20 protein-coding genes and 1 tRNA gene are annotated in these 20,240 nt (G+C 63.9%); 9 read left to right on the top strand and 12 right to left on the bottom strand.

The window, feature by feature from the left end; genetic code table 11:
• The first annotated feature begins 9 nt into the window (after positions 1–9).
• From B208_RS0108210 to B208_RS0108190, 5 genes are all read left to right on the top strand, one after another.
• Entirely contained in the window at positions 10–1,050 is a 1,041-nt protein-coding gene (locus B208_RS0108210) for a zinc-binding dehydrogenase (protein WP_007976917.1), read from the top strand.
• On the top strand, positions 1,050–1,256 hold the full coding sequence (locus tag B208_RS0108205) for a hypothetical protein (protein ID WP_007976919.1): 207 nt from the start codon (positions 1,050–1,052) through the stop codon (positions 1,254–1,256). The genes B208_RS0108210 and B208_RS0108205 overlap by 1 nt, the downstream gene beginning before the upstream one ends.
• A 137-nt stretch (positions 1,257–1,393) precedes the next feature.
• Positions 1,394–2,119: a helix-turn-helix domain-containing protein gene (locus tag B208_RS0108200; RefSeq protein ID WP_007976921.1), complete on the top strand. Its 726-nt coding sequence runs from the start codon at positions 1,394–1,396 to the stop codon at positions 2,117–2,119.
• Between the two features lie 60 nt (positions 2,120–2,179).
• The gene (locus B208_RS0108195; protein ID WP_232423753.1) at positions 2,180–4,168 is read left to right on the top strand and encodes a S9 family peptidase; all 1,989 of its coding nucleotides are present in this window, start codon (positions 2,180–2,182) and stop codon (positions 4,166–4,168) included.
• Entirely contained in the window at positions 4,165–5,001 is an 837-nt protein-coding gene (locus tag B208_RS0108190; protein WP_007976923.1) for a M55 family metallopeptidase, read from the top strand. Before B208_RS0108195 ends, B208_RS0108190 begins: the two co-directional genes overlap by 4 nt.
• Before the next feature lie 251 nt (positions 5,002–5,252).
• Here B208_RS0108190 and dacB read toward each other — a convergent pair whose 3' ends face one another.
• From dacB to lysA, 8 genes are all read right to left on the bottom strand, one after another.
• Entirely contained in the window at positions 5,253–6,521 is a 1,269-nt protein-coding gene (gene dacB / locus B208_RS0108185) for a D-alanyl-D-alanine carboxypeptidase/D-alanyl-D-alanine endopeptidase (protein ID WP_232423830.1), read from the bottom strand.
• 5 nt (positions 6,522–6,526) lie between these two features.
• Complete coding sequence (locus B208_RS0108180) at positions 6,527–7,810, bottom strand: ABC transporter ATP-binding protein (RefSeq protein WP_007976925.1); 1,284 nt, start codon at positions 7,808–7,810, stop codon at positions 6,527–6,529.
• On the bottom strand, positions 7,807–8,817 hold the full coding sequence (locus B208_RS0108175; protein ID WP_007976926.1) for an ABC transporter ATP-binding protein: 1,011 nt from the start codon (positions 8,815–8,817) through the stop codon (positions 7,807–7,809). Before B208_RS0108175 ends, B208_RS0108180 begins: the two co-directional genes overlap by 4 nt.
• On the bottom strand, positions 8,814–9,875 hold the full coding sequence (locus B208_RS0108170; protein ID WP_232423752.1) for an ABC transporter permease: 1,062 nt from the start codon (positions 9,873–9,875) through the stop codon (positions 8,814–8,816). Before B208_RS0108170 ends, B208_RS0108175 begins: the two co-directional genes overlap by 4 nt.
• 1 nt (position 9,876) lies before the next feature.
• Positions 9,877–10,827, bottom strand: coding sequence for an ABC transporter permease (locus B208_RS0108165; protein ID WP_026177781.1), 951 nt, complete (start codon positions 10,825–10,827; stop codon positions 9,877–9,879).
• Between the two features lie 29 nt (positions 10,828–10,856).
• Positions 10,857–12,566, bottom strand: a complete 1,710-nt coding sequence (locus B208_RS0108160) for an ABC transporter substrate-binding protein (RefSeq protein WP_007976929.1) — start codon at positions 12,564–12,566, stop codon at positions 10,857–10,859.
• An 89-nt stretch (positions 12,567–12,655) separates the two neighbouring features.
• Positions 12,656–13,138, bottom strand: a complete 483-nt coding sequence (locus B208_RS0108155; protein ID WP_018128809.1) for a hypothetical protein — start codon at positions 13,136–13,138, stop codon at positions 12,656–12,658.
• 126 nt (positions 13,139–13,264) lie between these two features.
• Entirely contained in the window at positions 13,265–14,542 is a 1,278-nt protein-coding gene (gene lysA / locus B208_RS0108150) for a diaminopimelate decarboxylase (protein WP_007976933.1), read from the bottom strand.
• Positions 14,543–14,708: 166 nt separating this feature from the next.
• On the opposite strand from lysA, the gene B208_RS0108145 reads away from it, so the two are divergent.
• Positions 14,709–15,602: a serine hydrolase gene (locus B208_RS0108145; protein WP_007976935.1), complete on the top strand. Its 894-nt coding sequence runs from the start codon at positions 14,709–14,711 to the stop codon at positions 15,600–15,602.
• Here B208_RS0108145 and B208_RS0108140 read toward each other — a convergent pair.
• Both B208_RS0108140 and B208_RS0108135 read right to left on the bottom strand, forming a co-directional pair.
• Positions 15,595–16,596, bottom strand: a complete 1,002-nt coding sequence (locus B208_RS0108140; RefSeq protein ID WP_007976937.1) for an NlpC/P60 family protein — start codon at positions 16,594–16,596, stop codon at positions 15,595–15,597. The genes B208_RS0108145 and B208_RS0108140 overlap by 8 nt on opposite strands.
• 79 nt (positions 16,597–16,675) lie before the next feature.
• On the bottom strand, positions 16,676–17,083 hold the full coding sequence (locus tag B208_RS0108135) for a desampylase (RefSeq protein WP_007976938.1): 408 nt from the start codon (positions 17,081–17,083) through the stop codon (positions 16,676–16,678).
• Positions 17,084–17,172: 89 nt separating this feature from the next.
• Between B208_RS0108135 and B208_RS0108130 the strand changes: the two genes are divergently transcribed.
• Positions 17,173–17,257 (top strand) — tRNA-Leu (locus B208_RS0108130).
• A 1,003-nt stretch (positions 17,258–18,260) separates the two neighbouring features.
• Here the strand turns inward: B208_RS0108130 and B208_RS0108125 are convergent.
• Both B208_RS0108125 and B208_RS0108120 read right to left on the bottom strand, forming a co-directional pair.
• A complete protein-coding gene (locus B208_RS0108125; RefSeq protein ID WP_007976941.1) occupies positions 18,261–18,560 on the bottom strand; it encodes a hypothetical protein in 300 nt (99 codons plus the stop codon).
• 9 nt (positions 18,561–18,569) lie between these two features.
• Positions 18,570–18,806 (bottom strand): hypothetical protein, encoded by a 237-nt coding sequence (locus B208_RS0108120; protein WP_007976943.1) that lies wholly within the window; start codon positions 18,804–18,806, stop codon positions 18,570–18,572.
• Between B208_RS0108120 and B208_RS0108115 the strand changes: the two genes are divergently transcribed.
• Entirely contained in the window at positions 18,799–19,128 is a 330-nt protein-coding gene (locus B208_RS0108115; protein ID WP_007976946.1) for a hypothetical protein, read from the top strand. The two genes, B208_RS0108120 and B208_RS0108115, sit on opposite strands and share 8 nt — an antisense overlap.
• 177 nt (positions 19,129–19,305) lie before the next feature.
• Entirely contained in the window at positions 19,306–20,229 is a 924-nt protein-coding gene (locus B208_RS0108110) for a DUF7504 family protein (RefSeq protein WP_232423751.1), read from the top strand.
• The last annotated feature ends 11 nt before the right edge of the window (positions 20,230–20,240 follow it).

The raw sequence follows: 20,240 nt of genomic DNA, 5'->3' as shown, positions 1-20,240 counted from the left end.
GGTGCAAGCATGAAGGCCGTCCAGTTCACGGAACACGGCGGAACCGAAGTCATCGAATACGGCGATTTCCCCGACCCGGAACCGGAACGCGACGAGGTTCTCGTCGACGTGAAGGCGGGCGCGCTGAACCACTTGGACGTGTGGACGCGCCGCGGACTGCCCGGAATCACCCTCGACATGCCGCACATCCCCGGCAGCGACGGGGCGGGCGAGGTCGTGGACGTCGGCGAAGACGTGACGCGCTTCGAACCCGGCGACCGCGTTGCGCTCTCGGCGGGCGTCAGTTGCGGGAAGTGCGAGTTCTGCCGCCACGGCGAGCACTCGATGTGCGTCAACTACCACATCATCGGCGAGCACGTCCGCGGCGTTCACAGCGAACTCGCCGCCGTCCCCGAGGACAATCTGCTTTCGGTTCCCGAGGGCGTCTCGTGGGAGACGGCCGCGGCGGCCCCGCTCGTCTTCCAGACCGCGTGGCGGATGCTCATCACGCGCGCCGACGTCACGTCGGGCGAACACGTTCTCGTCCTCGGCGCGTCCGGCGGCGTCGGCCACGCGGCGGTTCAGATCGCCGACTACGCCGGGGCGACGGTGTACGCCACGGGGAGCAGCGAGGCGAAACTCGAACACGCCCGCGAACTCGGTGCCGACCACGTTATCGACTACGAGGCAGAGGATTTCGCCTCGCAAATCCGCGAGCTGACCGGCGGACGCGGCGTCGATGTCGTCGTGGACCACATCGGCAAGGCCACGTGGCAGGATTCGCTCAAGAGTCTCGCCAAGGGCGGACGAATCGTCACCTGTGGTGCGACCACCGGGGGCCAACCGGAAACCGACATCAACCGAATCTTCTGGAACCAGCTCTCGGTCATCGGTTCGACGATGGCCAGCCTCGGCGAGGCGGACGACGTGATGGAACTCGTCTGGGACGGCACCTTCGAACCCGCGATTCGGGAGGTCCTCCCGATGAGCGAGACGGCCCGCGCCCACGAGATGCTCGAAAACCGGGAAGGCTTTGGTAAAGTGGTGGTAAAACCCGATAGCGAGTTATGATGACCGAGAACAGCGAATCGAGGGAGTTCGGACGGAGCGGGTGGATTCTGGTCGGCGTAATCGTACTGGCGTTCGTCGTTTCGCCGCTGCTCATCTACCTCAATCCGCCCTATCTGCCGTTCAAGTTCGCTTACCTCATCCTGCCGCTCATCCCGGCGCTGTTGCTCGGCGGGGTGGCGGTGTGGTCGGCCCAAAAACGGGTGTAGGTGCGACCGGATCGACCCGAACGCACGTCCCGGTGTCTCATATTGTCCGACATTTTCTCGAATCGATCGTCTTCTTCTGAAATGTAATCTCCGCAATACACAAATTTTTCATGATGTGGGAGAATGACACACGCAGAATGAGCGTCATCCACGTCTCGGAGAAACACGACGGAACGACACATCGGCAAGTGGAACTCAAATTCTGGCATCCGGGATGCTGGACGCTCGAAGTCTCCGACGAGTACGACGGAACCCACATCATCGAGAAGTCGCTCTACCCGACCGACGAGATGGTTAAGGGTGACTTCATCATCGTTTCCGAGGGTGACCACGACATCGAGACGTTCGTCGAAGCCATCGACTCCCACCGTGTGGTCGAGAGCACGGCCATCCTGAAACACAGCGGCGACCGCGCCCGCGTCGTCGTCACCTACGCGCGCTCGTCCAGCATCGTCCCGGAAATCGTCAACTCGGAGTTCATGCCCATCGAACCCGTGCACATCACCGGCGGGTACGAGTACTGGACCGTCCTCGTCCGCTCGGACCAACTCGAATCCGTCTTCACCAGACTCGAAGACGAGTACGACGTGCAGTTGGAATCGATTCACGAGGTGGACCCCCACGACAACGTGGAGTTCGCCAACACCAGCGACCGGATTTACGACTCGCTTTCGGCCCGCCAGACGGAGTGTCTCTTCTCGGCGCACGAGGCGGGCTACTACAACTGGCCGCGTGACGTGACCGCGAACGACATCGCCGCCGACTTCGGCATCAGCGGCCCGACGTTCCTCGAACACCTCAGGAAGGGCGAACAGAAGGTCCTCAACGCCTTCCTCACCAAACTCGCCAAGCGAAACTACTGACCGCGCCGTCCCGTTGGCCGCATCACGAACCGATTTGAGGGTCGCCCCGAATGGTGATGCATGCCACCTTCCCTCACTATCTCCGACGTATTGGACGTGGAGTATCCCGGCCCCCCGGCGTGGTCCGCGGACGGCGACTTTCTCGCGGCGACAGCGTACGAGGACGACGGGAACGCCCTGTTCGTGACCGACCCCGACGGGAACCGCTCGTGGCGATTTTCCCCCGAGGAGTGCTACGTCTCCGACTTCGAGTGGTCGTCGACGAACTCCGAGCTTCTCGTTGCGACCGACGCGGGCGAGTTACTGCTCGCCGATCCGGAGCGACGGACGACCGAGCGACTGCTCTCCGGGCCGGAGCCCACGGAATCGTACACGTGGTCGAACGACGGGACGCGGTTCGCGTTCTACCGCGACGGACGACCGACCGTCCGCGACGCCGAAACCGGAACCGAACGCGGGTTCGACGGGCCGAAACGAGGCCCGTTCCTCGGCGAATCCCGGATGTTCGCGTGGTCCGACGACGACACCTATCTGGCCTATCGGTTCGTGGAGGACGAAACCACACACGTCGGCGTCATCGATGTCGAATCCGCCAGCGGCCAAACCGACGAACTGGTCTGGCGCACGCACGGCGAGATGGCGAATTCCTGCCCCGCGTGGCTGGCCGATGGTCGCGTCATTTTCGACCGGCGTGGTGAGGGCGGGACGATGAGACGAATCGTCGCCGCGGACCCCGAGACGGGCGAGGAGACCGTTCTCGTCGAGGAAATCGACCGCGAACGCGGTATCGTTTCGAGCGGTGCCCCGGCGGTGTCCCCCGACGGGACGAAAATCGCACTCTCGCTCCCGTTGGACGGGTGGGACCACGTTCACGTCGTCGATGTGACGTCTGGAGAGCGAACCCAACTCACTCGTGGGGCGTTCGAGGACAAGGGTGTCGCCGACGCGACGCCGCGGTGGCTGGACGACGAGACCCTCGTCTTCGCCTCCAATCGGAACGATTCCGGGCAGCGCCACCTGTTCGCCGTTACGCTCGACGGTGACACGACGCCGCTCGTCGAGACGCCCGGAACCAACGTCCACCCGCGCCCAGCACCGGACGGCGAAACCCTCGCGTACGTCCACGCCGACCGAGCGCGTTCGCCGGAGCTTCGGGTTTCGAGCGTGGTCGACGGCGAACCGAGGCGACTCACCCGCTCGTCAGTCGAGGAATGGCCGACGGCCCCCATCGACCCCGACCGAATCGAGTTCGAAAGCGCGGGACGGCGTATCGACGGCTATCTGTTGGACCCGCGGAAGTCCGATTCTGTCGCGGACGACGCCGCGGACCTTCCCGCCGTCGTCTGCGTTCACGGCGGGCCGATGCGCCAGATGCGCGACGGTTGGCATCCGTCGCGCTCCTACGGCCTCTTTTACACCTATCACCAGTACCTCGCCGCGAAGGGCTACGCCTGCCTCTTCGTCAACTATCGCGGCGGCATCGGCTACGGGAGGGAGTTCAGACAGGCCATCGCGGGGTCCCGCGGGGAGGACGAAATCGAGGACGTGGCGCGTGCGGGCGAGTTCCTGCAATCGCTGGACTACGTGGACGCCGATTCCGTCGCCGTGTGGGGCCTCTCCTACGGCGGTTACTCGACGCTCCAAGTCCTCGGGACGCACCCCGATACCTTCTCGCTCGGCATCAACCTCGCCGGATTGGCGGACCTCGAACTGTACCGCGAGTGGGCCGAGGAGACGAAATACCCGGCGGCCGTCTCGACCGAAGTGTTGCGGATGGGCGGCGAACCGTGGGAGGTCCCCGAGCGCTGGGACGAGGCTTCCCCGGTGACGCACATGGCGGACTACGAGGTTCCGCTGTACAACTTCCACGGGACGGGCGACCGGTACGTCAACTTCGAGCAACTCGACGTGGTGGTCGAAACGCTCACCGACCTCGGAAAGGAGTTCGACGCCGACCACTACCCCGGCGAGAATCACGTCTTCTCGAAGCGGGCGACGTGGAGGCGAACCTTGAGGAAGGTCGAACGAGTGTTGGAGGACGAACGATGAAGGTCTTCATTTCCGCCGACATGGAGGGAATCACGGGCATCGCCGACCCGAGCGACGTGGTGAAAGGCGAGGCAGATTACCCCGCCGGACGGGAGGCGATGGTCGCCGACGTGAACGCGGCCGTCGAGGGTGCTCTCTCTGGTGGCGCCGAGGCGGTGCTGGTCAACGATTCGCACTCCTCGATGACGAACCTGCCCCGCGAGTCCCTGCACGAATCGGCCCGCCTGATCCGCGGCGGCACGAAACCGTGGTCGATGATGCAGGGCCTGTCCGAGGACCACGACGTCGCCTTTTTCGTCGGCTATCACGCCAAGGCCGGAACGCCGGAGGCCGTCCTGAACCACACCTACTACGGACAGGTCCTCCTCTCGCTCCGCGTGAACGGCACGGAGGTCGGCGAACTCGGCTGGAACGCCGGACTCGCGGCCTCGATCGGCGTTCCGGTCGGCCTCGTTACGGGCGACGACGCGACCGAAGCGGAGGCCCTCGACCGTCTGGAGGACGTCGAAACCGCCGTCGTCAAGGACGCCGTTGACCGGTTCACCGCGAACTGCCTCCCTCCCGAACGGGCACGGGCGCGGATTCGGGACGGTGCGGAGCGGGCGGTCCGCCGGGCGTCCGACTTCGCGCAACCGACGCCGGACGAACCGGTGACCATCGAGGCCGACTGGGCGGCGACGAATCAGGCCGCCAGCGCGGCGGGGATTCCGTCGGTCGAACGCGTCGCTGGTCGGACGACTCGCATCGAAGCGGACTCGTACGTCGCGGCGTTCGAGGCGTCCGTGGCGATGTTGCACGGCGGCGGTGCGGGGAGGAACGAGTTCTACGGGTAGGCGGTGGCGGTCCCGCGTCGATGATGTTCGACGCATTTCTTCCATCCGGGTCGTGTTCGTCCGCGGACTGTACGCTCGCGGACGTTTGCCTCTTTTCGCTGTAATACCTCCGCGGGTACAACGAGACTGGAAACGAAATCGGGAACCGGAACACCACTCGAACCAGCTGCTCGACGGCTATCGTTCCGATGGATTCGAGGAACCGGTCCATGGGGCGGACTGGCCTCGTTTTTACTGAAAAACCTTCGCGCTCAGTCAGCCACTCCCGACACGAACGCGTCGATTCGCTCCCGCGCCCGCTCCTCGTCGTCGCCCACGAGTCCGCCGAGGAGGACGGAAAACAAAACGTCGGTTCCGTCCTCCCTGCGGACGATTCCCGAGAGCGTCCTGCTCCCGGTGAGCGTTCCGGTCTTCGCCCGAACGCCCGAAACGTCGGCGAATCGCTCCGCCAGCGTTCCCTCGCCGGGTGCGGGAAGCGAGTCGAAGAACGCCTCGGACCACGGCCGTTCTCCGACCCATTCGAGCGTCCGCACCAGCCCCCGCGCCGAAATCAGGTTGTAGCGCGAGAGGCCGGACCCATCGCGGATTCGAGCGCGCCCGGCGTCGCGGGCGTCGAGGAAGTCGCCGACGACGCGTTCCCACGCGTCCCACGACCCCTCGGCGCGAACTTCGCGGGCGACGGTTCGGGCGAGTTGCTCCGCGAGGAAGTTGTCCGAGGGGACGTTCATCTTGCGGACGAGTTCGGAGACGGGCGGAGAGGTCACGGTGGCGACCGTCTCGCCCGATTCGGCATCGTCCGTGACGCGAACGCCGCCGGTGTGGTTCACGCCCTTCGCTTCGAGCGCGTCACGGAACGCGAGTAGACAGTGACGAACGGGGTCACCGACCGAGACGGTTTCGGTTTGGGGTTCTCCGGGGGGCTTTCCTTCCACTCGAATCGTATTCTCGGGACAGTCGCGGAACACCCGCAACTCCGCCGCGGCTTCGTCGAATTGGGCGCGGATTTCGACGGCATCCGTGTCCGGCATCACTTCGACGTCGGTGCCGGACACCGTAACGGAAACCGTGTTGCCGGAAAGCGCCAACGGGGTGCTCTCCGCGCCGTAGCCGTATCGCCCGTCTTCCCACATCCAGCCCGGTCCGCGAGATTGGTCGCCGAACCACTCCGTATCCGCGATGATGTTCGTCACGCTCCCGATACCGGCGTCCCGAACCGCGTCGGCGAGCCGCGAGAGGTCGTCCGGCGACAGAGACGGGTTCCCCCGCCCCGAGAGCACGAGCGAATCTCCCAGCCGCGAGACGCGCGTCTCGAAGCGATAGGACGGGCCGAGGTGATGCAGCGAGAGGGCGGCGGTGAGCAGTTTCGTGTTCGACGCGGGCGGGAGCGGCACGTCCGGGTTCCGCGACGCGAGGACGGACCCGCCGCGTTCGCGGGCCAGTACGCTCGTGACGAACGAATCCGAGTCGAGGATGTCGGTGTGGGGAGCGTCGGCGTCGGGAGTGCTCGCGTCGGCGTCCATTCCGCTCACCACGAGAACGCGGCCCGGTCGTCGACGTCGAGGTGACAGGCCGATTGCTGTCCGTCGGCGACCGATTCCAGTTCCGGCACGTCGGTTTCACACGGCGACTGGTACGTATCGAGCGCCTCCCGTGCGCCGTTCCAGTCCCCGCTCGCCGCAGCCGAGACGGCCTGCTCGACCGTCTCGTCGACCGCCGTCGGGAGCGTTTCCGTGAAGTATTCCGACCGAACGGCGGCGGGTTCGGCGTCCGTTTTGAGGGACGCCGCTCGAACGTCCTCCTTGAGGTTCATGTACTCGCGGTAGGTCTCGCGCGTGAACGGATGGGGGACGATGATGTCCGGACAGCGCGTGTGGAACTTACACCCGGACGGCGGGTCGCTGGGACTCGGCACGTCGCCGACGAGTTTCGGTTCGACGGCGCGCGTGTCCGGGTCGGGGTTCGGGACCGCATCGAGCAGCGCGCGGGTGTAGGGGTGATGTGGCTCCGTGAAGATGCGCTCGACAGGTCCCGTCTCCACGAAGTCGCCGAGGTACATCACGGCCACGCGGTCGGCGACGTTCCGGACGACGCTCAGGTCGTGCGTGATGAACAGGTAGGTCAGGTCGTACTCGTCCTGAATGTCCTGCATGAGCGAGAGGATTTGGGCCTGCACGCTCATGTCGAGGCCGCTCACGGGTTCGTCGGCGACCACGAGGTCCGGGTTGATGGAGAGCGCCCGCGCGAGGTTGATGCGCTGGCGCTGCCCTCCCGAGAACTCGTGGGGGTAGCGGCCGTAGTGTTCCTCCTTCAACCCGACCTGTCCGAGCAGTTCGACGACCCGCTCCCGCCGTCGGTCCTCGTCCCATCCGGCCGCTTCCAGCGGGTCCGCGATGATGTTCCCGACCTTCCGTCGCGGGTTGAGACTCGACTGCGGGTCCTGAAACACCATCTGGGCGTTCCGGCGGAACGTCCGTTTCGCGTCCGAATCGAACGTTGTCGTCCGAGTTCCGCGGAACTCGACGGCACCGCCGGTCGGTTCCGTCAACCCGAGAAGGGTTCGTGCGAGCGTCGATTTCCCACACCCCGACTCGCCGACGACGCCGAGCGTCTCGCCGGGTTGCAGGTCGAAGCTCACGCCGTCGACCGCCCTGACGCGCTGGTCGTCCAGCGTCAGCGGAAAGCCGCCGTCGGAGTTCCACCGAAGCGAACTGATGAACCCGGTGTTCACCGGAAAGTGTTTCGTCAGGTTCTCGACCCTGAGGAGCGGTTCGTCCTTCCCTCTCGGTGGCTGTCGTACCTGTTGACTCATGGTTTTCCTCGCTGGTGCAGTCGCGGTTCGTCGGTTCCGTACCCCTCCTCGTAGAGGATGCAGGCCGAATCGTGGTCCGGCCCCACGTCGAGTCGCGGCGGTTCGATTCGCGCACAGTCGTCGACCGCGACGGGACAGCGCGTACGGAATCGACACCCGGACGGCGGGTCGATGGCGCTCGGCATCGTCCCCTCGATGGGATTGAGATTATCCACTCGTTCGTCCGGTCGAACGACCGAGCGCAAGAGCGACTGCGTGTACGGATGTTTCGGATTGCGGTACAACTCCTCGTAGGGCGCGTGTTCGACCACCTTGCCGAGGTACATCACGGCCACGCGGTTGCACACCTCGCGGACGACGCCGAGGTCGTGGGTGACGTAGACGATAGCGGTGTCGTACTTCGCCTGAATCTCGTCGAACAGGTCGAGGATTTGGGCCTGAATCGTCACGTCGAGCGCCGTCGTCGGCTCGTCCGCGATGATGAGCTTCGGGTTGCACGACAGCGCCATGGCGATGAGGACGCGTTGGCGCATCCCCCCCGAAAACTCGTGCGGGTACTGGTCCACTCGCTGTTCGGGGTCCGGGATTCCCACGTCGTCCAGCAGTTCGATGGCCCGGTCGTAGGCTTCCGATTCCGTAGCGTCGGTGTGATACTCGACGATTTCGGCGATTTGGTTCCCGACGGTGAAGACGGGGTTCAGCGCCGTCATCGGGTCCTGAAAGACGAACGAGATTTCGCTCCCGCGGACCTCCCGCCGGAGTTCCCGCTCGGAGCACTCGGTCAAGTCGCGTCCGTCGAACCGGACGGAGCCATCGACCACTTTTCCGGGCGAGTTGACGAGGCCGAGGAGGCTCTTCACCGTGACGCTCTTTCCGGCCCCGCTCTCGCCGACCAGTCCGAGCGTCTCACCCCTGTCGACCTCGAAGCTCACGCCGTCAACTGCCTGCACGATACCGCTCTCGGTGTAGAAGTACGTCCGCAGGTTCTCGACTTCGAGTAGGCTCATCGGTTTCCTCCGTCTTCGTCGGGTCGTCTATCGACGGCCGTTCCGCCGTCCGTCGCCGCGCTGTCCGTCACCGCGTCGGGTTCCTCTCTCTGTCGGTCGTCGGTGGGCAGGAAGTCGTCGCCGAGTTCGTCCCAGTCGGGCTTCCACAGCGTGGTCCGCGGGTCCATCGCGTCGCGGAGGCCGTCGCCGAGCATGTTGAATCCCATCACGGTGAGGAATATCATCATGCCGGGGAACACGGCGGCCCACGGCGCGATTATCATGGCCTGCTGTGCATCGTTCAGCATCCGTCCCCACGAGGCCGTGGGCGGCTGGACGCCGAATCCGAGGAACGACAGCGCCGCCGCGCCGATGATGACGCCGCCCATCGAGAGCGTTGCCTGAACGATAACCGCGGTCAGCCCGTTCGGAACGATTTCTCGGAAGAGGATGGTCCGGGTCGGAAGTCCGGCGGCGCGCGCCGCTTCGACGTACTCCGCCTCCCGAAGTGAGAGGACTTCCGAACGCATCACGCGGGCGTACGCCGGAATGCCGATGACCCCGTAGGCGAGAAAGAGGTTGTACACGCTCGGTCCCATGATGGCCATGAGCGTCATGGCGAGGATGAGACCGGGAATCGAGTACAACACCTCCAGCGATCGCATGATGAGGTCGTCGATTCTGCCGCCGAAGTAGGCCGCCGTCGCACCGCAGGCGACGCCGCCGAGGAAGCTGATTCCGACGGAGATGACGCCGATGGCGAGCGCGATTCTGCTCCCGTAGATAACACGCGACAGCACGTCACGCCCGAACTGGTCGGTCCCCATCGGGTGGGAAAGCGACGGTGGCGAGTAACGGTTCATCGTGTTCATCTGATGAGGGTCCGCGTGGATGGCGGTGATGAGTTGCTTATTGAACACCACGAGGTCGATGGTCGAGAAGACGGCCAGCACGACGAGAACGCCGACCATTATCGCACCGGCGATAGCCGTCGGACTGTGCCGTAACTCTCGAACCGTCCCTCGTAGGCGACTCTCCGTGTCTATTTCGGCTTCCGTAATTGGTTGATTCGTACTCATGTCAGTCGTATCTGATTCGCGGATCGATGTAGGCGTAGGCCAGGTCCGTCAACAGGACGCCCATCAGGAACAGGAACGCGAATATCAGGGTGAGACCCATGATGACGCCGTAATCCTGGTGCGTCATGCCGGTGAAGAACAACCGGCCAATGCCCGGAATGGCGAAGATTTTCTCGGCGATGACGCTGCCGTCCAGCAGGAACGACAACTGCAGTCCGATGATGGTGACGAGCGGCAACAGCGCGTTCCTGAAGGCGTGTTTGAGCAGGATGCGCCGCTCGGGAAGTCCGTAGGCGCGCGCCGTTTGGACGTAATCCTGCGATAACTCCTCGACCATGCTCGAACGCGTCATCCGCATCAGCGTCGCGGTCTGTGCGGTCGCGAGCGTGATGACCGGCATTATCAGTCGTTTCGTGGACTCGACCGGGGCTTGGGCGAACGGGACGTACCCGGACGCCGGGAGCCACTGGAACTCCAAGGCGAGGAGGAAGATGAGCATCAGTCCCAGCCAGAAGTTCGGCGTCGAGAGTCCGACCAGTCCTAAGAAGCGCGACACGTGGTCGCCGAGCTGGTTGTGCCGCGAAGCGGCGTAGACGCCGAGCAGGATCGAAATCGGCAACGCGATGGCGTAGGAAAGGCCCATCAGCGTCAGCGTGGGGGCGATGCGTTCCATCATCAGGTCGGCGACGGGTCGTTTTCGCATGAACGACTCGCCGAGGTTGCCGTGCAGGATTCGCCCGAGGTAGTCGAGGTACTGTTGCCACAGCGGTCGGTCGAAGCCATACTGGTGAATGAGTTGGTCCGCGAGCTCCTTGCTCGGGTTCAGGCCGAGGTAGATTCGAACCGGATTGCCCGGAAGGGAGTGCATCATGACGAACGTCAGCGTGAAAACCCCCAGCAGGACCGGTATCATTTGAAGGAGCCGCCGGGCGGTGTATCGATACATACTCATGATTCGTGTGTACGGAAATGGATGGGGAGTTAGTTGCTCAGCGACGAGTTCGACCACTCGTTACACAGCGGCTGTGAGACGAATGCGGTCGGCTCGTAGTCGTTCACCTTCTTGCTCCACGCGGTGGCGGACTGCTCCGAGTAGACCGGAATGTGCGGGTACTCGGACATGAACGTCTCCGCGGCGTCGATGTACAGCTGTCGGCGCTCGTCGCGGCTCTGGAGTTCTCGCGCTTTGCGGATCTTCTCGTCGGCTTTCTGGAGCTTCTTGCTGTCGGGGTGCGCCTCGTAGAGCATCCCGGCGGACGCGTTGCCCACGTAGTCGTCCGGCACCGGGCTGTCATCGTTGCGCGGGTCGCGGAACAGGTAGTAGTAGAACCCGTCCGGGTCCTGCCCGCCCGACCAACCGTAGAAGGTGACGTCGTACTCGCCCGTGTCGAGTTGGTCGAGCCACTCGCCGATAGACACCTCCTGCACCTTGGCGTTGATGCCCACCTTGTCCATCTCGTTCTGGAGCATGATGGCCATGTTCTTGAACTTCCCAGAGGAGTGGGTGGACATGTTCACGCTGAAGCCGTCGCCGTAGCCCGCCTCGTTCAGGAGCTGTTTCGCCTTGTCGTGGTCCTTTGCCGGGTAGTACTTCTCCTTCCATTCCTTCCACGGGAAGTCCCATGCCTCGTTGACTTCTTTCGGCATGAAGCCGTAGACGCGCTTGCCCAGCTCGCCCTTCGTCACCTTTAGCATCTCGTCGTAATCGACGAGGTACTGCATGGCCTTGCGCACCTTTCGGTTGCCGAACGGCTCGTGTTTCGCGTTGAAGATGAGGCCGTTGTAGTCGAACTGCGAGATGCGCTTCATCTGGATGTTGCTCTGGCCCTGTGCTTTCTTGAGGAGGTCCTTCGGGACTCCCGCCTGGTGGACGTTGCCCGTCGCCAACTCGACGAACTGCACCGACGCCTTGGGGATGATGCGGTATTTGAGCTGCTTCAGGTTCGGCGCTTCGAGGAAGTAGTCGTCGAAGCGTTCGAGCGTGAGGTCGGAGCCGGACTGCCAATCCTTGAGTTTGAACGGCCCGCTTCCGACTGGTTCCTGGGCGAACTTCTTTTGGCCCTTGCTTTCCGCGGCCTTCTTCGGGATGATGGCGGCGTTCATGCCCGCCAGCGTCAACTCGAACAGCGCGTAGGGGTGCTTGAGGTTGAACGTCACCTCGTAATCGCCCGACTTCTTGACGTTATCGATGAACGCGAGGTTCTCCTGATTCGTGGATTTGTTGTCCGGGTTGAGCACCCAGCTGAACGAGTACTCAACGTCGTCGGCAGTGAGCTTGCTTCCGTCGTGGAACGTTACGCCCTGCCGAATCGGAACGGTGTAGGTCGTCTCGTCCTGCTTTTTCGGCTTCTCCTTGGCGAGGTGGGGGACCACCTCGCTCCCGTCGGGTTTGACGGCCAAGAGGGGGTCGAAGATGTAATTCAACATCCCGTTGGCCCACGCGAGTTCGTTCATACGTGGGTCGAGGGTTGTCGCGTCCTCGGGCGCGGTGTTGACGAACGTTCCACCCTTTGCGCCGCCGTCGCCGTTTCCACCGGTGTCCGTGTTGCCAGAGTTGTCCGTTCCGGCTCCGCCGGGATTATCACCGGTCGTGCTTTTACCGCCACAGCCGGCGAGCGCGGTCGCACCGCCGAGTGCGCTCACCGTCAAAAACCGCCGTCGATTCAACGAGTATTCGTATTTGTCTGTCATGGTATCGGTCGTCGGGGTAATTGCCCCGGTTCGTGATACCTAATAGCAAAGATGGACGCGGCATATAACGCCGCCCTTTCATACTAGGGCTAACGCGAGACGACACTTATTTCCACGCTATCGGCCAGATTTTGACGGTCCGTATCCGTCGCAAGAAACGCCGAGAGGGTTTGGGTCCCCTGTATCGGTCGCCACACGTCCCCGTCGTCTCCGGCGCGACGAATCTGTCCGTCCCACGTCCCCTCGAACACTCTGACTCCCTGCCGTCGAAACGCGACCGTCCGCGGTGTCTCTGGCGGCTCGAACCCCCGCTCGTCGGCCTCCGGGATTCCGTTCACCGACCATCCCCACAGCTTGCTCGTCGGCAATCGAACGCTCAAGGGAATCGGAAACCTGTTTTCCACCCGAAACATGAACCGCGCCGGTTCTCCGACGACGATTTCACTGGGCGCGCGGAGTTCGACGGAGAGACAACGGAGCGCGACCGAATTCGGCACGAGACCCGCGACAAACCCCCCCGCGTCCTCGATTTCCCCCACCGGGTCGGGCGAAAGCCTCTCTGACGGTTTCATGGATTCGTCACCGTCCCCGCCACGCAAAGGTCTTTCTCACGGCGGGGGCCGTTGCGACTATCTTTCTCACGGCGGGGGCCGTTGCGAATGGCTTTCTCACGACGTTCGTCGCTCGGACTACTTCGCTCACTGCCGTTCGTCGCCCAGTCCTTCGGGGATCGAGTCGTTTCCGAGCACGTCGTCACACGATTCGCGTTTCCTGAGCAGGTCGTATCCGCCGTCGCTTCGGACCAACACGACCGGCGGTTTCGGCTCGGCGTTGGTGTGACTCGCGCTGCCGAGCGAGTACGCGCCGATTCTGTCCACCGCCACGAGGTCGCCGGGGCCGAGTTCGGGCAGCGGGACGTCCTCGCTCAGCACGTCGCCGGAGTAACAGAGCGGCCCGGCGACGTGGTACGTCCGCGTCGGTTCGCGGTCCTTCACCGCGTAGACGGGATACGGCCAGTACGACGACACCGCGTTCGTTCCCCCATCGAGGACTGCGAAGTCGGCGTAGGGCGTCTCCTTGACGACGCCGACCGTCCCGAGGAAGGTTCCGGCGTTGCCGACGAGGCGTCGGCCCGGTTCGACGAACAGCCGCGGCTCGTCGAGGTCGTATTGTGCACACGTTTCCCGAATCGTCTCGGCCATGTGCGCCACGATGGTTTCGGTGTCCGGCACGTCCTCGTCGTAGGGAACGGGGAATCCGCCGCCGAGGTCGAGCACGTCGATTTCGACGCCGAGTTCGTCCCGCACGTCCGCCGCGAAGCCGAGCATCTCGCGGCCCGCGACTCCGTAGGGTTCGACGCCGCGAATCTGGCTGCCGACGTGCAACTGCACGCCCGCGAGCGAGACGAACTCCGATTCGACGGCCTGCCGCGCGACCGCCATCGCCCGCCCGCTCTCGATGTCGAGCCCGAACTTGCTCTCGCGGGTCGCCGTCGCCACTTCGGGGTGGGTCGGGACCTCCATCGCGGGATTGCCGCGAATCAGCATGTCCGGCACGGTTTCGGTCGCCTCGGCGGCCACGAGTATCTTCTCCAACTCCGTCGCGTTGTCCACGAGGAGGTGGGAGACGCCCCAGTCGAGCGCCCGTTCGATGTCCTCGGGCGCTCGGTTCATCCCGGTGAGGAGCACGTCCTCGGGGTCGAATCCGGCCCGTCGGGTGGCCGTCAGTTCACAGCGCGCGTAGGCTTCCGCCTTACAACCGGCGTCCCGAAGCACCGACAGGACGCCGAGGTTGTAGTTCGCCTTCACCGCGAAGTGGACCTCGGAGTTCGGATACTGCTCGTCCAACGCGTCCCGGAGCGTCCCGTAGTTCGCGCGGAGGTCGTCCTCGAAAAAGGCGTACAGCGGCGACCCGTACGCCGACACGAGGTCGTCGGCGTGCCTCCGCAACCGCTCCGTTCGTTCCGTGAGTTCCATGCCCGAACATCCCACAAGCGGCGGATAACGGTTGACCCTCCCATGCTAGGTGGCGCTTCCCCCGATTCGTCGGTCGTTCTTTCCCAAACCCCCTCCGACACGAAACTATTTGTAGGCGCGGGCGACCAGTGTGTCGGCATGGCGACGAAATCGGGGTCGATGACCGATGCGTCCTGACACCCCCGCTATCGACACGCGCGACGAACTGGCGGCCACCATCGCGGCGTACGACGAGACCATCGACGGCGACCTCGGCGTCTTTCTCGGCTTCCCGTCCGGCCCGGACGAGTTCGACGTAGTGTGTTCTCACGACGAGACGCGCGTCTTCCAGAGCGCGAGCACCGTCAAACTCCCCGTCTTCTACGCCCTCTACGAGCGGTACGACGCCGACGACCGACTCGACGAACTCGACCGGCCCTGCCCCCTCTCGCCCGAAAACCGCGTCGGTGGGAGCGGGTTGTTGCACCTCCTCAACGCCACGCCGACGGTCGAGGACCTCGCGCGTGCGATGATTTCGGTGAGCGACAACGCCGCGACGAACCAACTCATCGACCACCTCGGGATGTCGGCGGTGAACGACGCCGCGGCCCGTCTCGGCATGGACCGAACCCGCCTCGCGCGAAAGATGATGACGACGCTCGAAGACACCGACTTCGGGGAGTTCGACGTGCACGTTCCCGCGGACGAACCGACGAACGCGACTACGCCGCTCGACTGTGCGCGGTTCTTCGCGGACCTCGCGTGCGAGACGACGCTTTCCGCGGCCGCCTACGAGCGAATGCGCGTCCCGCTCGCCGCCCAGAAGGACACGTCGATGGTCCCGCGCTATCTCCCCTACGAAACCGACGTCGCGCACAAAACCGGACGGCTTCCGACCGCCGCACTCGATACCGGCTTCCTGTCGGTTCCGGACCGCGACCGACCGCTCGTTTTTTCGGTCTTCATCGACGGGGTTGGTGGGACGGAGACGGACGGCGCGCGAGCGACGTCCGACACGGGTGCCGACGCGGCGGACGCCATCGCCGAAATCGGGGACGCCGTGTTCGCGTGGCTCAGATAAGCCGTCGCGCGAGTTCGAACTTCTCGTCCAAGTCGGGGATGTACGAATCGCTTTCCGGGTCGAGACTGTTGATGACGACGGCTTCCGCGCCGCCGTAGGCGTGGACGTATTCGTCGCCGCCGAGGCTGATGGCGACGTGACCGGGGAAAAAGAGCAGGTCGCCGGGGCGGAGGTCGTCGCGCTCGACCGACTCACCCATGGCCCGCTGTTGGTCCGCGTCGCGGGGAAGGACGAGTCCGTTGATCCGATAGGAAATCCACACCAGCCCGGAGCAGTCGATTCCGTCGCTCGTCATGCCGCCCCAGTCGTACTCCGTTCCGAGATACTCTCGTGCGATTTCGACGATATCGTCCCCAGTGGGATTCTCCGGCGGTCGCTGAATCGCCCCATCCGCCGAAGCCACCCGTTCGCCGGTTCGGAAGACGGCCGTCGTTTCGGTATCGTCCTCGACTTTGCAGGGGGTTCCGGCGTACACCGTCTCGCCCTCCGTCGTCGTGGTATCGCGGGCGACGACCGCGTTCGCGTCTTCGACTTCCATCTCGGCGAGCGCGTCCACATCGACCCACCCGAGATACCCGTCGGGCGTGAACACCCGCGCCCAGTCGCCGTCGCGGTCGAAGACGGCGACTCGCGCGCCGTACAGGACTTGCGTCACCTGTTCGCCCTCGTCGTCCGCGTCCCCGCGAACGGGGACGACGGACCGCGCGACGGTCTTCTCCGTTCGGAGCGATTCGAGGACGGTGAGGTCGCTCGTCGTCGTTCGTCCGGTCGCGCGCTCGACCGCCTCGCACGCTTCGCGTTCGTGTCGGGAGGTTGAAACCGATCCACGGAGTACGAGTTCGTCCCCGTTCGATTCTCGTCCGGCGGGAGTTACGTCGAAAACCGCGACCCGCGAGTCGGGCGCGTGTCTCGTCTCGCAGCACTGTAGCGCCAGTTTCGCGCGGTGGGTCGGGTCCATTCGGTCGGCCGCCTCGACGGGTTCCGTTTCGTCCATGCCACCTGTGTTCGAAGCGACGTAAAAAATCCCGCCCCTAGATTGCTACCGTCCTCGGTGGTTGCGGCGGTTCGCGCGGCTACGTCAGCCGCACCACTTCCGGTTCGAATCCCTCGCCGGTCCAGCGCCACGACCCGACGAACGGGTGCGAGCCGTTCAGCGAGACGATGACGTAGGAGTAGCCGTCCCACGTCGCGTCCGCCGCGTCGGTCGCGCTCGGTTCGTCCGGGCCGAGCGGGTGGGAGTGATAGAATCCGACGACCTCCCGGCCGTCCGCTTCGATTCGTTCCATGACCGCGAGTTGCTCTTCCGGGTCGATTTCGTAGTGCGTTCGCGCGTCCGCCGCGACGTTCTCTGCGTGAAACACCTCTTCGACGTTCGCGGGGTCGCCGCGGGTGCCCGCGAGGATTCCGCAAATCTCCGCGGGACGGCCGCGACGCGCGCGACTGACGAGCGTATCGTACGCTTCGCGCGAGAGGGCGAGCATGGACGGGGATTCGGTTCGAGGCGTGATAAACACGGGAGGCCACCCCTAACCGAAACCCACTTGCAGGGGAAGCGGTAATCGACTGACGCGCGAGGGTTGCCAAGCTAGGCCAACGGCGGCGGGCTTAAGACCCGCTCGTGTAGACGTCCATGGGTTCGAATCCCATCCCTCGCATGAATCGGCGCGACAGTCCGTCGCGCCGTACGAATCGGCTGAATAGGTTCGAATTAGACCGAGGTTCTGCGCGAAGCGCAGGTTCTCGGGCGTTGTTCGAATCCCATCCCTCGCATTCTCCGCGAACCACTTCGTGAGCGGAGACTGCGCTCTGGGATTCGAAGTAGACAAGACGCACGCCCGCGGAACGGAGCTCTCGTGAACGAAGTGAACGAGAGCAGGCAAGAGCTTGCTCTTGTCGAGTGAGCAGGAACGTCTTGCCGTGGTTCGAATCCCATCCCTCGCATCGCATTCTGCCTGCTGTACTTGACAACCGAGTAGACACGTTTGTCCGAGGCGCATCACCGAACTGAACGACGATTTCCACCGTACGGCCCACCAAAAAACGAACTGTCGGAACTTCCTACGCGGCGATTCGATGTCCACACGGCCACAGCCGCATGTACTCGGGGTCAGTCACCGTTATCATCCTGACCCGCTCGTCACAGCGCGGACAGGTTTTCGGGAGCGGTTGCTGAGCGGTACGCTTTTCTTGCGGAGAATCGTTGTCAAACATGCTTCGGTACGGGTCCGAAGCAAACGAGGTAGGTGTTCTAGCACCTGCCTTTGCGGCTATAACCTCGTTCGCTTCGTCCTACATATCTGATTCCGGGGGCTTAATGGTATCGACCGGCGGGTTCGAATTTCGGGTGCGACGAGCCGAAAGGATGGGTTTCGCGGCGATACTCGACCAGCATTGAACCGAATTTTGACAGTTTCGACGGCGGCTAGCGACCTGCACGTGTCTTCCCACGAGAACGATAACTGTCGTACTTGTCGTACAAATGGAACCAAATCTGATTCGACGTGCGAAATCCCATCACGTCGGTCGGATTTATCACTTATCCGCTACATACGAATTTTGAACATTTCAAACATCACTTCCGAATTTCGCACATACAATACCAATCAGAACAAATTATTGTAAGATATTTACGTTTGTTCGGAATAATCGTAACAATAATCAACCGATGACGGGAACCGATGACCAGCGACCCATGCTCCCGGTCCAGACGCGAACCTCGGTATCCCGTGTGCTCACTCTCTTACTCATTGCAGGACTTCTCATCGCAGGGAACGTCACCCCGTCCGCCGGTCGCGGCGGTGGTGCTCCGGGCGTGCTCGCCGCGACGACCAACGCGACGGCGACCGCTACCAACACGACCACCTCGTCGTCTACGACGGCCACCACGACCAACGCGACCACGACCACCGGGACGTCCACGACGACCCAGACGACCACGACGATTCCGACGACAACCACGACGACTACTCAAACAACCACGACCACAACGACCACAACCGCAACGACGACCACCACCCAAACCACCACAACAACGATACCGACCACCACGACCACCACAACAACGATACCGACCACCACGACCACCACAACAACGACGCCGACTACGACGACAACCACGACGCCGCCGCCCTCCACGACCGCGACCACGACGACTTCCACGTCCACGACGACTCCGACGACAACGACCACGACCCCAGTGACCACGACGACTACGGTACCAGCCACGACGCCGACCGACGCGACATCGGCATCATCGACGACCGCAACGGCGACCGCTATCGAGTCCGAGACGACGCGGGAGCGGACGACGGAAACCGACCGAGGGACCGAGCGCACGAGCGCCGTCCCGAACGGTTCGACGACCGATTCGGGCACGCCGGAGAACGCCGGTCGTCTCTCCCCGCCCGGCGGCGATTCGAAGCGGTGGACCCTCGGGGATATGGCGGCCCTCTTCGCGATGTGTCTCGGCGGCCTGCTCGTCGTTGTTCCGTGGATGTTCTCCCGCGCGTACGAATGGGTGGGGTGAACTGGACGGTGCGGTGAGTGGACGAGGCGATGTGGTCGGAGCGGAACGAACGTCGAGAGCGGTTTCCGCGGTTCGAGAACCGACGGAGAGCGCGACGAAAATACCTATCGGACGAAATCATTATCAGAGAAGTGACGATGGGTTTTTCACTGTCGCTCACAGAAGCTTAAAAAGTATATGACTGAGGACGGTTCCCCTGACGAGCGCGGTGTGTACCGCGTGCAACACGACCTCTCCAGCCCGCAGTCACTCAGCACGACGGTGACGGTGGCTGTCGCGGACGTGGCAGGCGTCGAACCGGCGGACATCCCCGAACAACTCTACGACGTTATCGACCCCGAGGCGCTCGACAAACTGTTCAAGTCACGCGACGACGGCACGCCGCGACGCGGCGGGCGACTCTCGTTTTCTCTGTACGGCCACCACGTAACCGTTCGCGGCGACGGGTCGATAACCATCGAGCCGGGTCTCGCACGCATCAAGCGACTCGGGGGGAATCTGCTCGTCGTCGGGTCGGTCCCGGATTCCGTCGTCGACGCCGCCAGCGTCCCGCTACTCGGCGATTCGACGCGCAACCGAACGCGGCTCTTCGCGCTCCACGACCGCAGCATCTCGACGGCGCGTACTCGTCTCTCTCGCGCCGGTTCCGCCGGGTCGGACGCGCACGTCGTGGACTATCACACCGGCGCTCGGTCCGCGGCCGCCGAATCTTCGGTACGGACCACCCCGACCGTCGAACGCGTGGACGGCGATATACACGAGTTCCGCGACGAAATCGTCGACGCAATTGAACGCCTCGACGCGGAACACGGCGGGTTCGCACCGGCCGAACTTCGCTTCTGTTTCGATACGCTCCGCCCGCTGGTGGAGACCCACGACGACGCCGAGGTCGATGCGTTCCTCGATACCCTCTGTCGCCGCATCAAGGACGTCTCCGGGATGGGCCACTACGTCCTCCCCATCGACCGCGATTCGCCGCAGGTTCGCGCCATCGCACACCGGTTCGACGCGATAATCGAACTCCGTGCGGGGGACAGCGGCCCGGAACAGCGCTGGCACCTCCGCGAGACGAGCTACACGACCGAGTGGTTCGACGTTTGAGGTCATCCGCC

Source organism: Haladaptatus paucihalophilus DX253, assembly GCF_000376445.1.
Lineage (GTDB): Archaea > Halobacteriota > Halobacteria > Halobacteriales > Haladaptataceae > Haladaptatus > Haladaptatus paucihalophilus.
The sequence above is the reverse complement of the archived record's forward strand: the minus strand, read 5'-3'. Positions and strand labels throughout refer to the sequence as shown.

Coding starts and splice junctions, on each gene's coding strand:
- lysA (WP_007976933.1), bottom strand. CDS start 14,542: ATGGAACTCACGGAACGAACGGAGCGGTTGCGGAGGCACGCCGACGAC.
- B208_RS0108110 (WP_232423751.1), top strand. CDS start 19,306: ATGACTGAGGACGGTTCCCCTGACGAGCGCGGTGTGTACCGCGTGCAA.
- B208_RS0108165 (WP_026177781.1), bottom strand. CDS start 10,827: ATGAGTATGTATCGATACACCGCCCGGCGGCTCCTTCAAATGATACCG.
- B208_RS0108145 (WP_007976935.1), top strand. CDS start 14,709: ATGCGTCCTGACACCCCCGCTATCGACACGCGCGACGAACTGGCGGCC.
- B208_RS0108155 (WP_018128809.1), bottom strand. CDS start 13,138: ATGAAACCGTCAGAGAGGCTTTCGCCCGACCCGGTGGGGGAAATCGAG.
- B208_RS0108200 (WP_007976921.1), top strand. CDS start 1,394: ATGAGCGTCATCCACGTCTCGGAGAAACACGACGGAACGACACATCGG.
- B208_RS0108195 (WP_232423753.1), top strand. CDS start 2,180: ATGCCACCTTCCCTCACTATCTCCGACGTATTGGACGTGGAGTATCCC.
- B208_RS0108210 (WP_007976917.1), top strand. CDS start 10: ATGAAGGCCGTCCAGTTCACGGAACACGGCGGAACCGAAGTCATCGAA.
- dacB (WP_232423830.1), bottom strand. CDS start 6,521: ATGGACGCCGACGCGAGCACTCCCGACGCCGACGCTCCCCACACCGAC.
- B208_RS0108175 (WP_007976926.1), bottom strand. CDS start 8,817: ATGAGCCTACTCGAAGTCGAGAACCTGCGGACGTACTTCTACACCGAG.
- B208_RS0108190 (WP_007976923.1), top strand. CDS start 4,165: ATGAAGGTCTTCATTTCCGCCGACATGGAGGGAATCACGGGCATCGCC.
- B208_RS0108140 (WP_007976937.1), bottom strand. CDS start 16,596: ATGGACGAAACGGAACCCGTCGAGGCGGCCGACCGAATGGACCCGACC.
- B208_RS0108205 (WP_007976919.1), top strand. CDS start 1,050: ATGACCGAGAACAGCGAATCGAGGGAGTTCGGACGGAGCGGGTGGATT.
- B208_RS0108135 (WP_007976938.1), bottom strand. CDS start 17,083: ATGCTCGCCCTCTCGCGCGAAGCGTACGATACGCTCGTCAGTCGCGCG.
- B208_RS0108170 (WP_232423752.1), bottom strand. CDS start 9,875: ATGAGTACGAATCAACCAATTACGGAAGCCGAAATAGACACGGAGAGT.
- B208_RS0108160 (WP_007976929.1), bottom strand. CDS start 12,566: ATGACAGACAAATACGAATACTCGTTGAATCGACGGCGGTTTTTGACG.
- B208_RS0108180 (WP_007976925.1), bottom strand. CDS start 7,810: ATGAGTCAACAGGTACGACAGCCACCGAGAGGGAAGGACGAACCGCTC.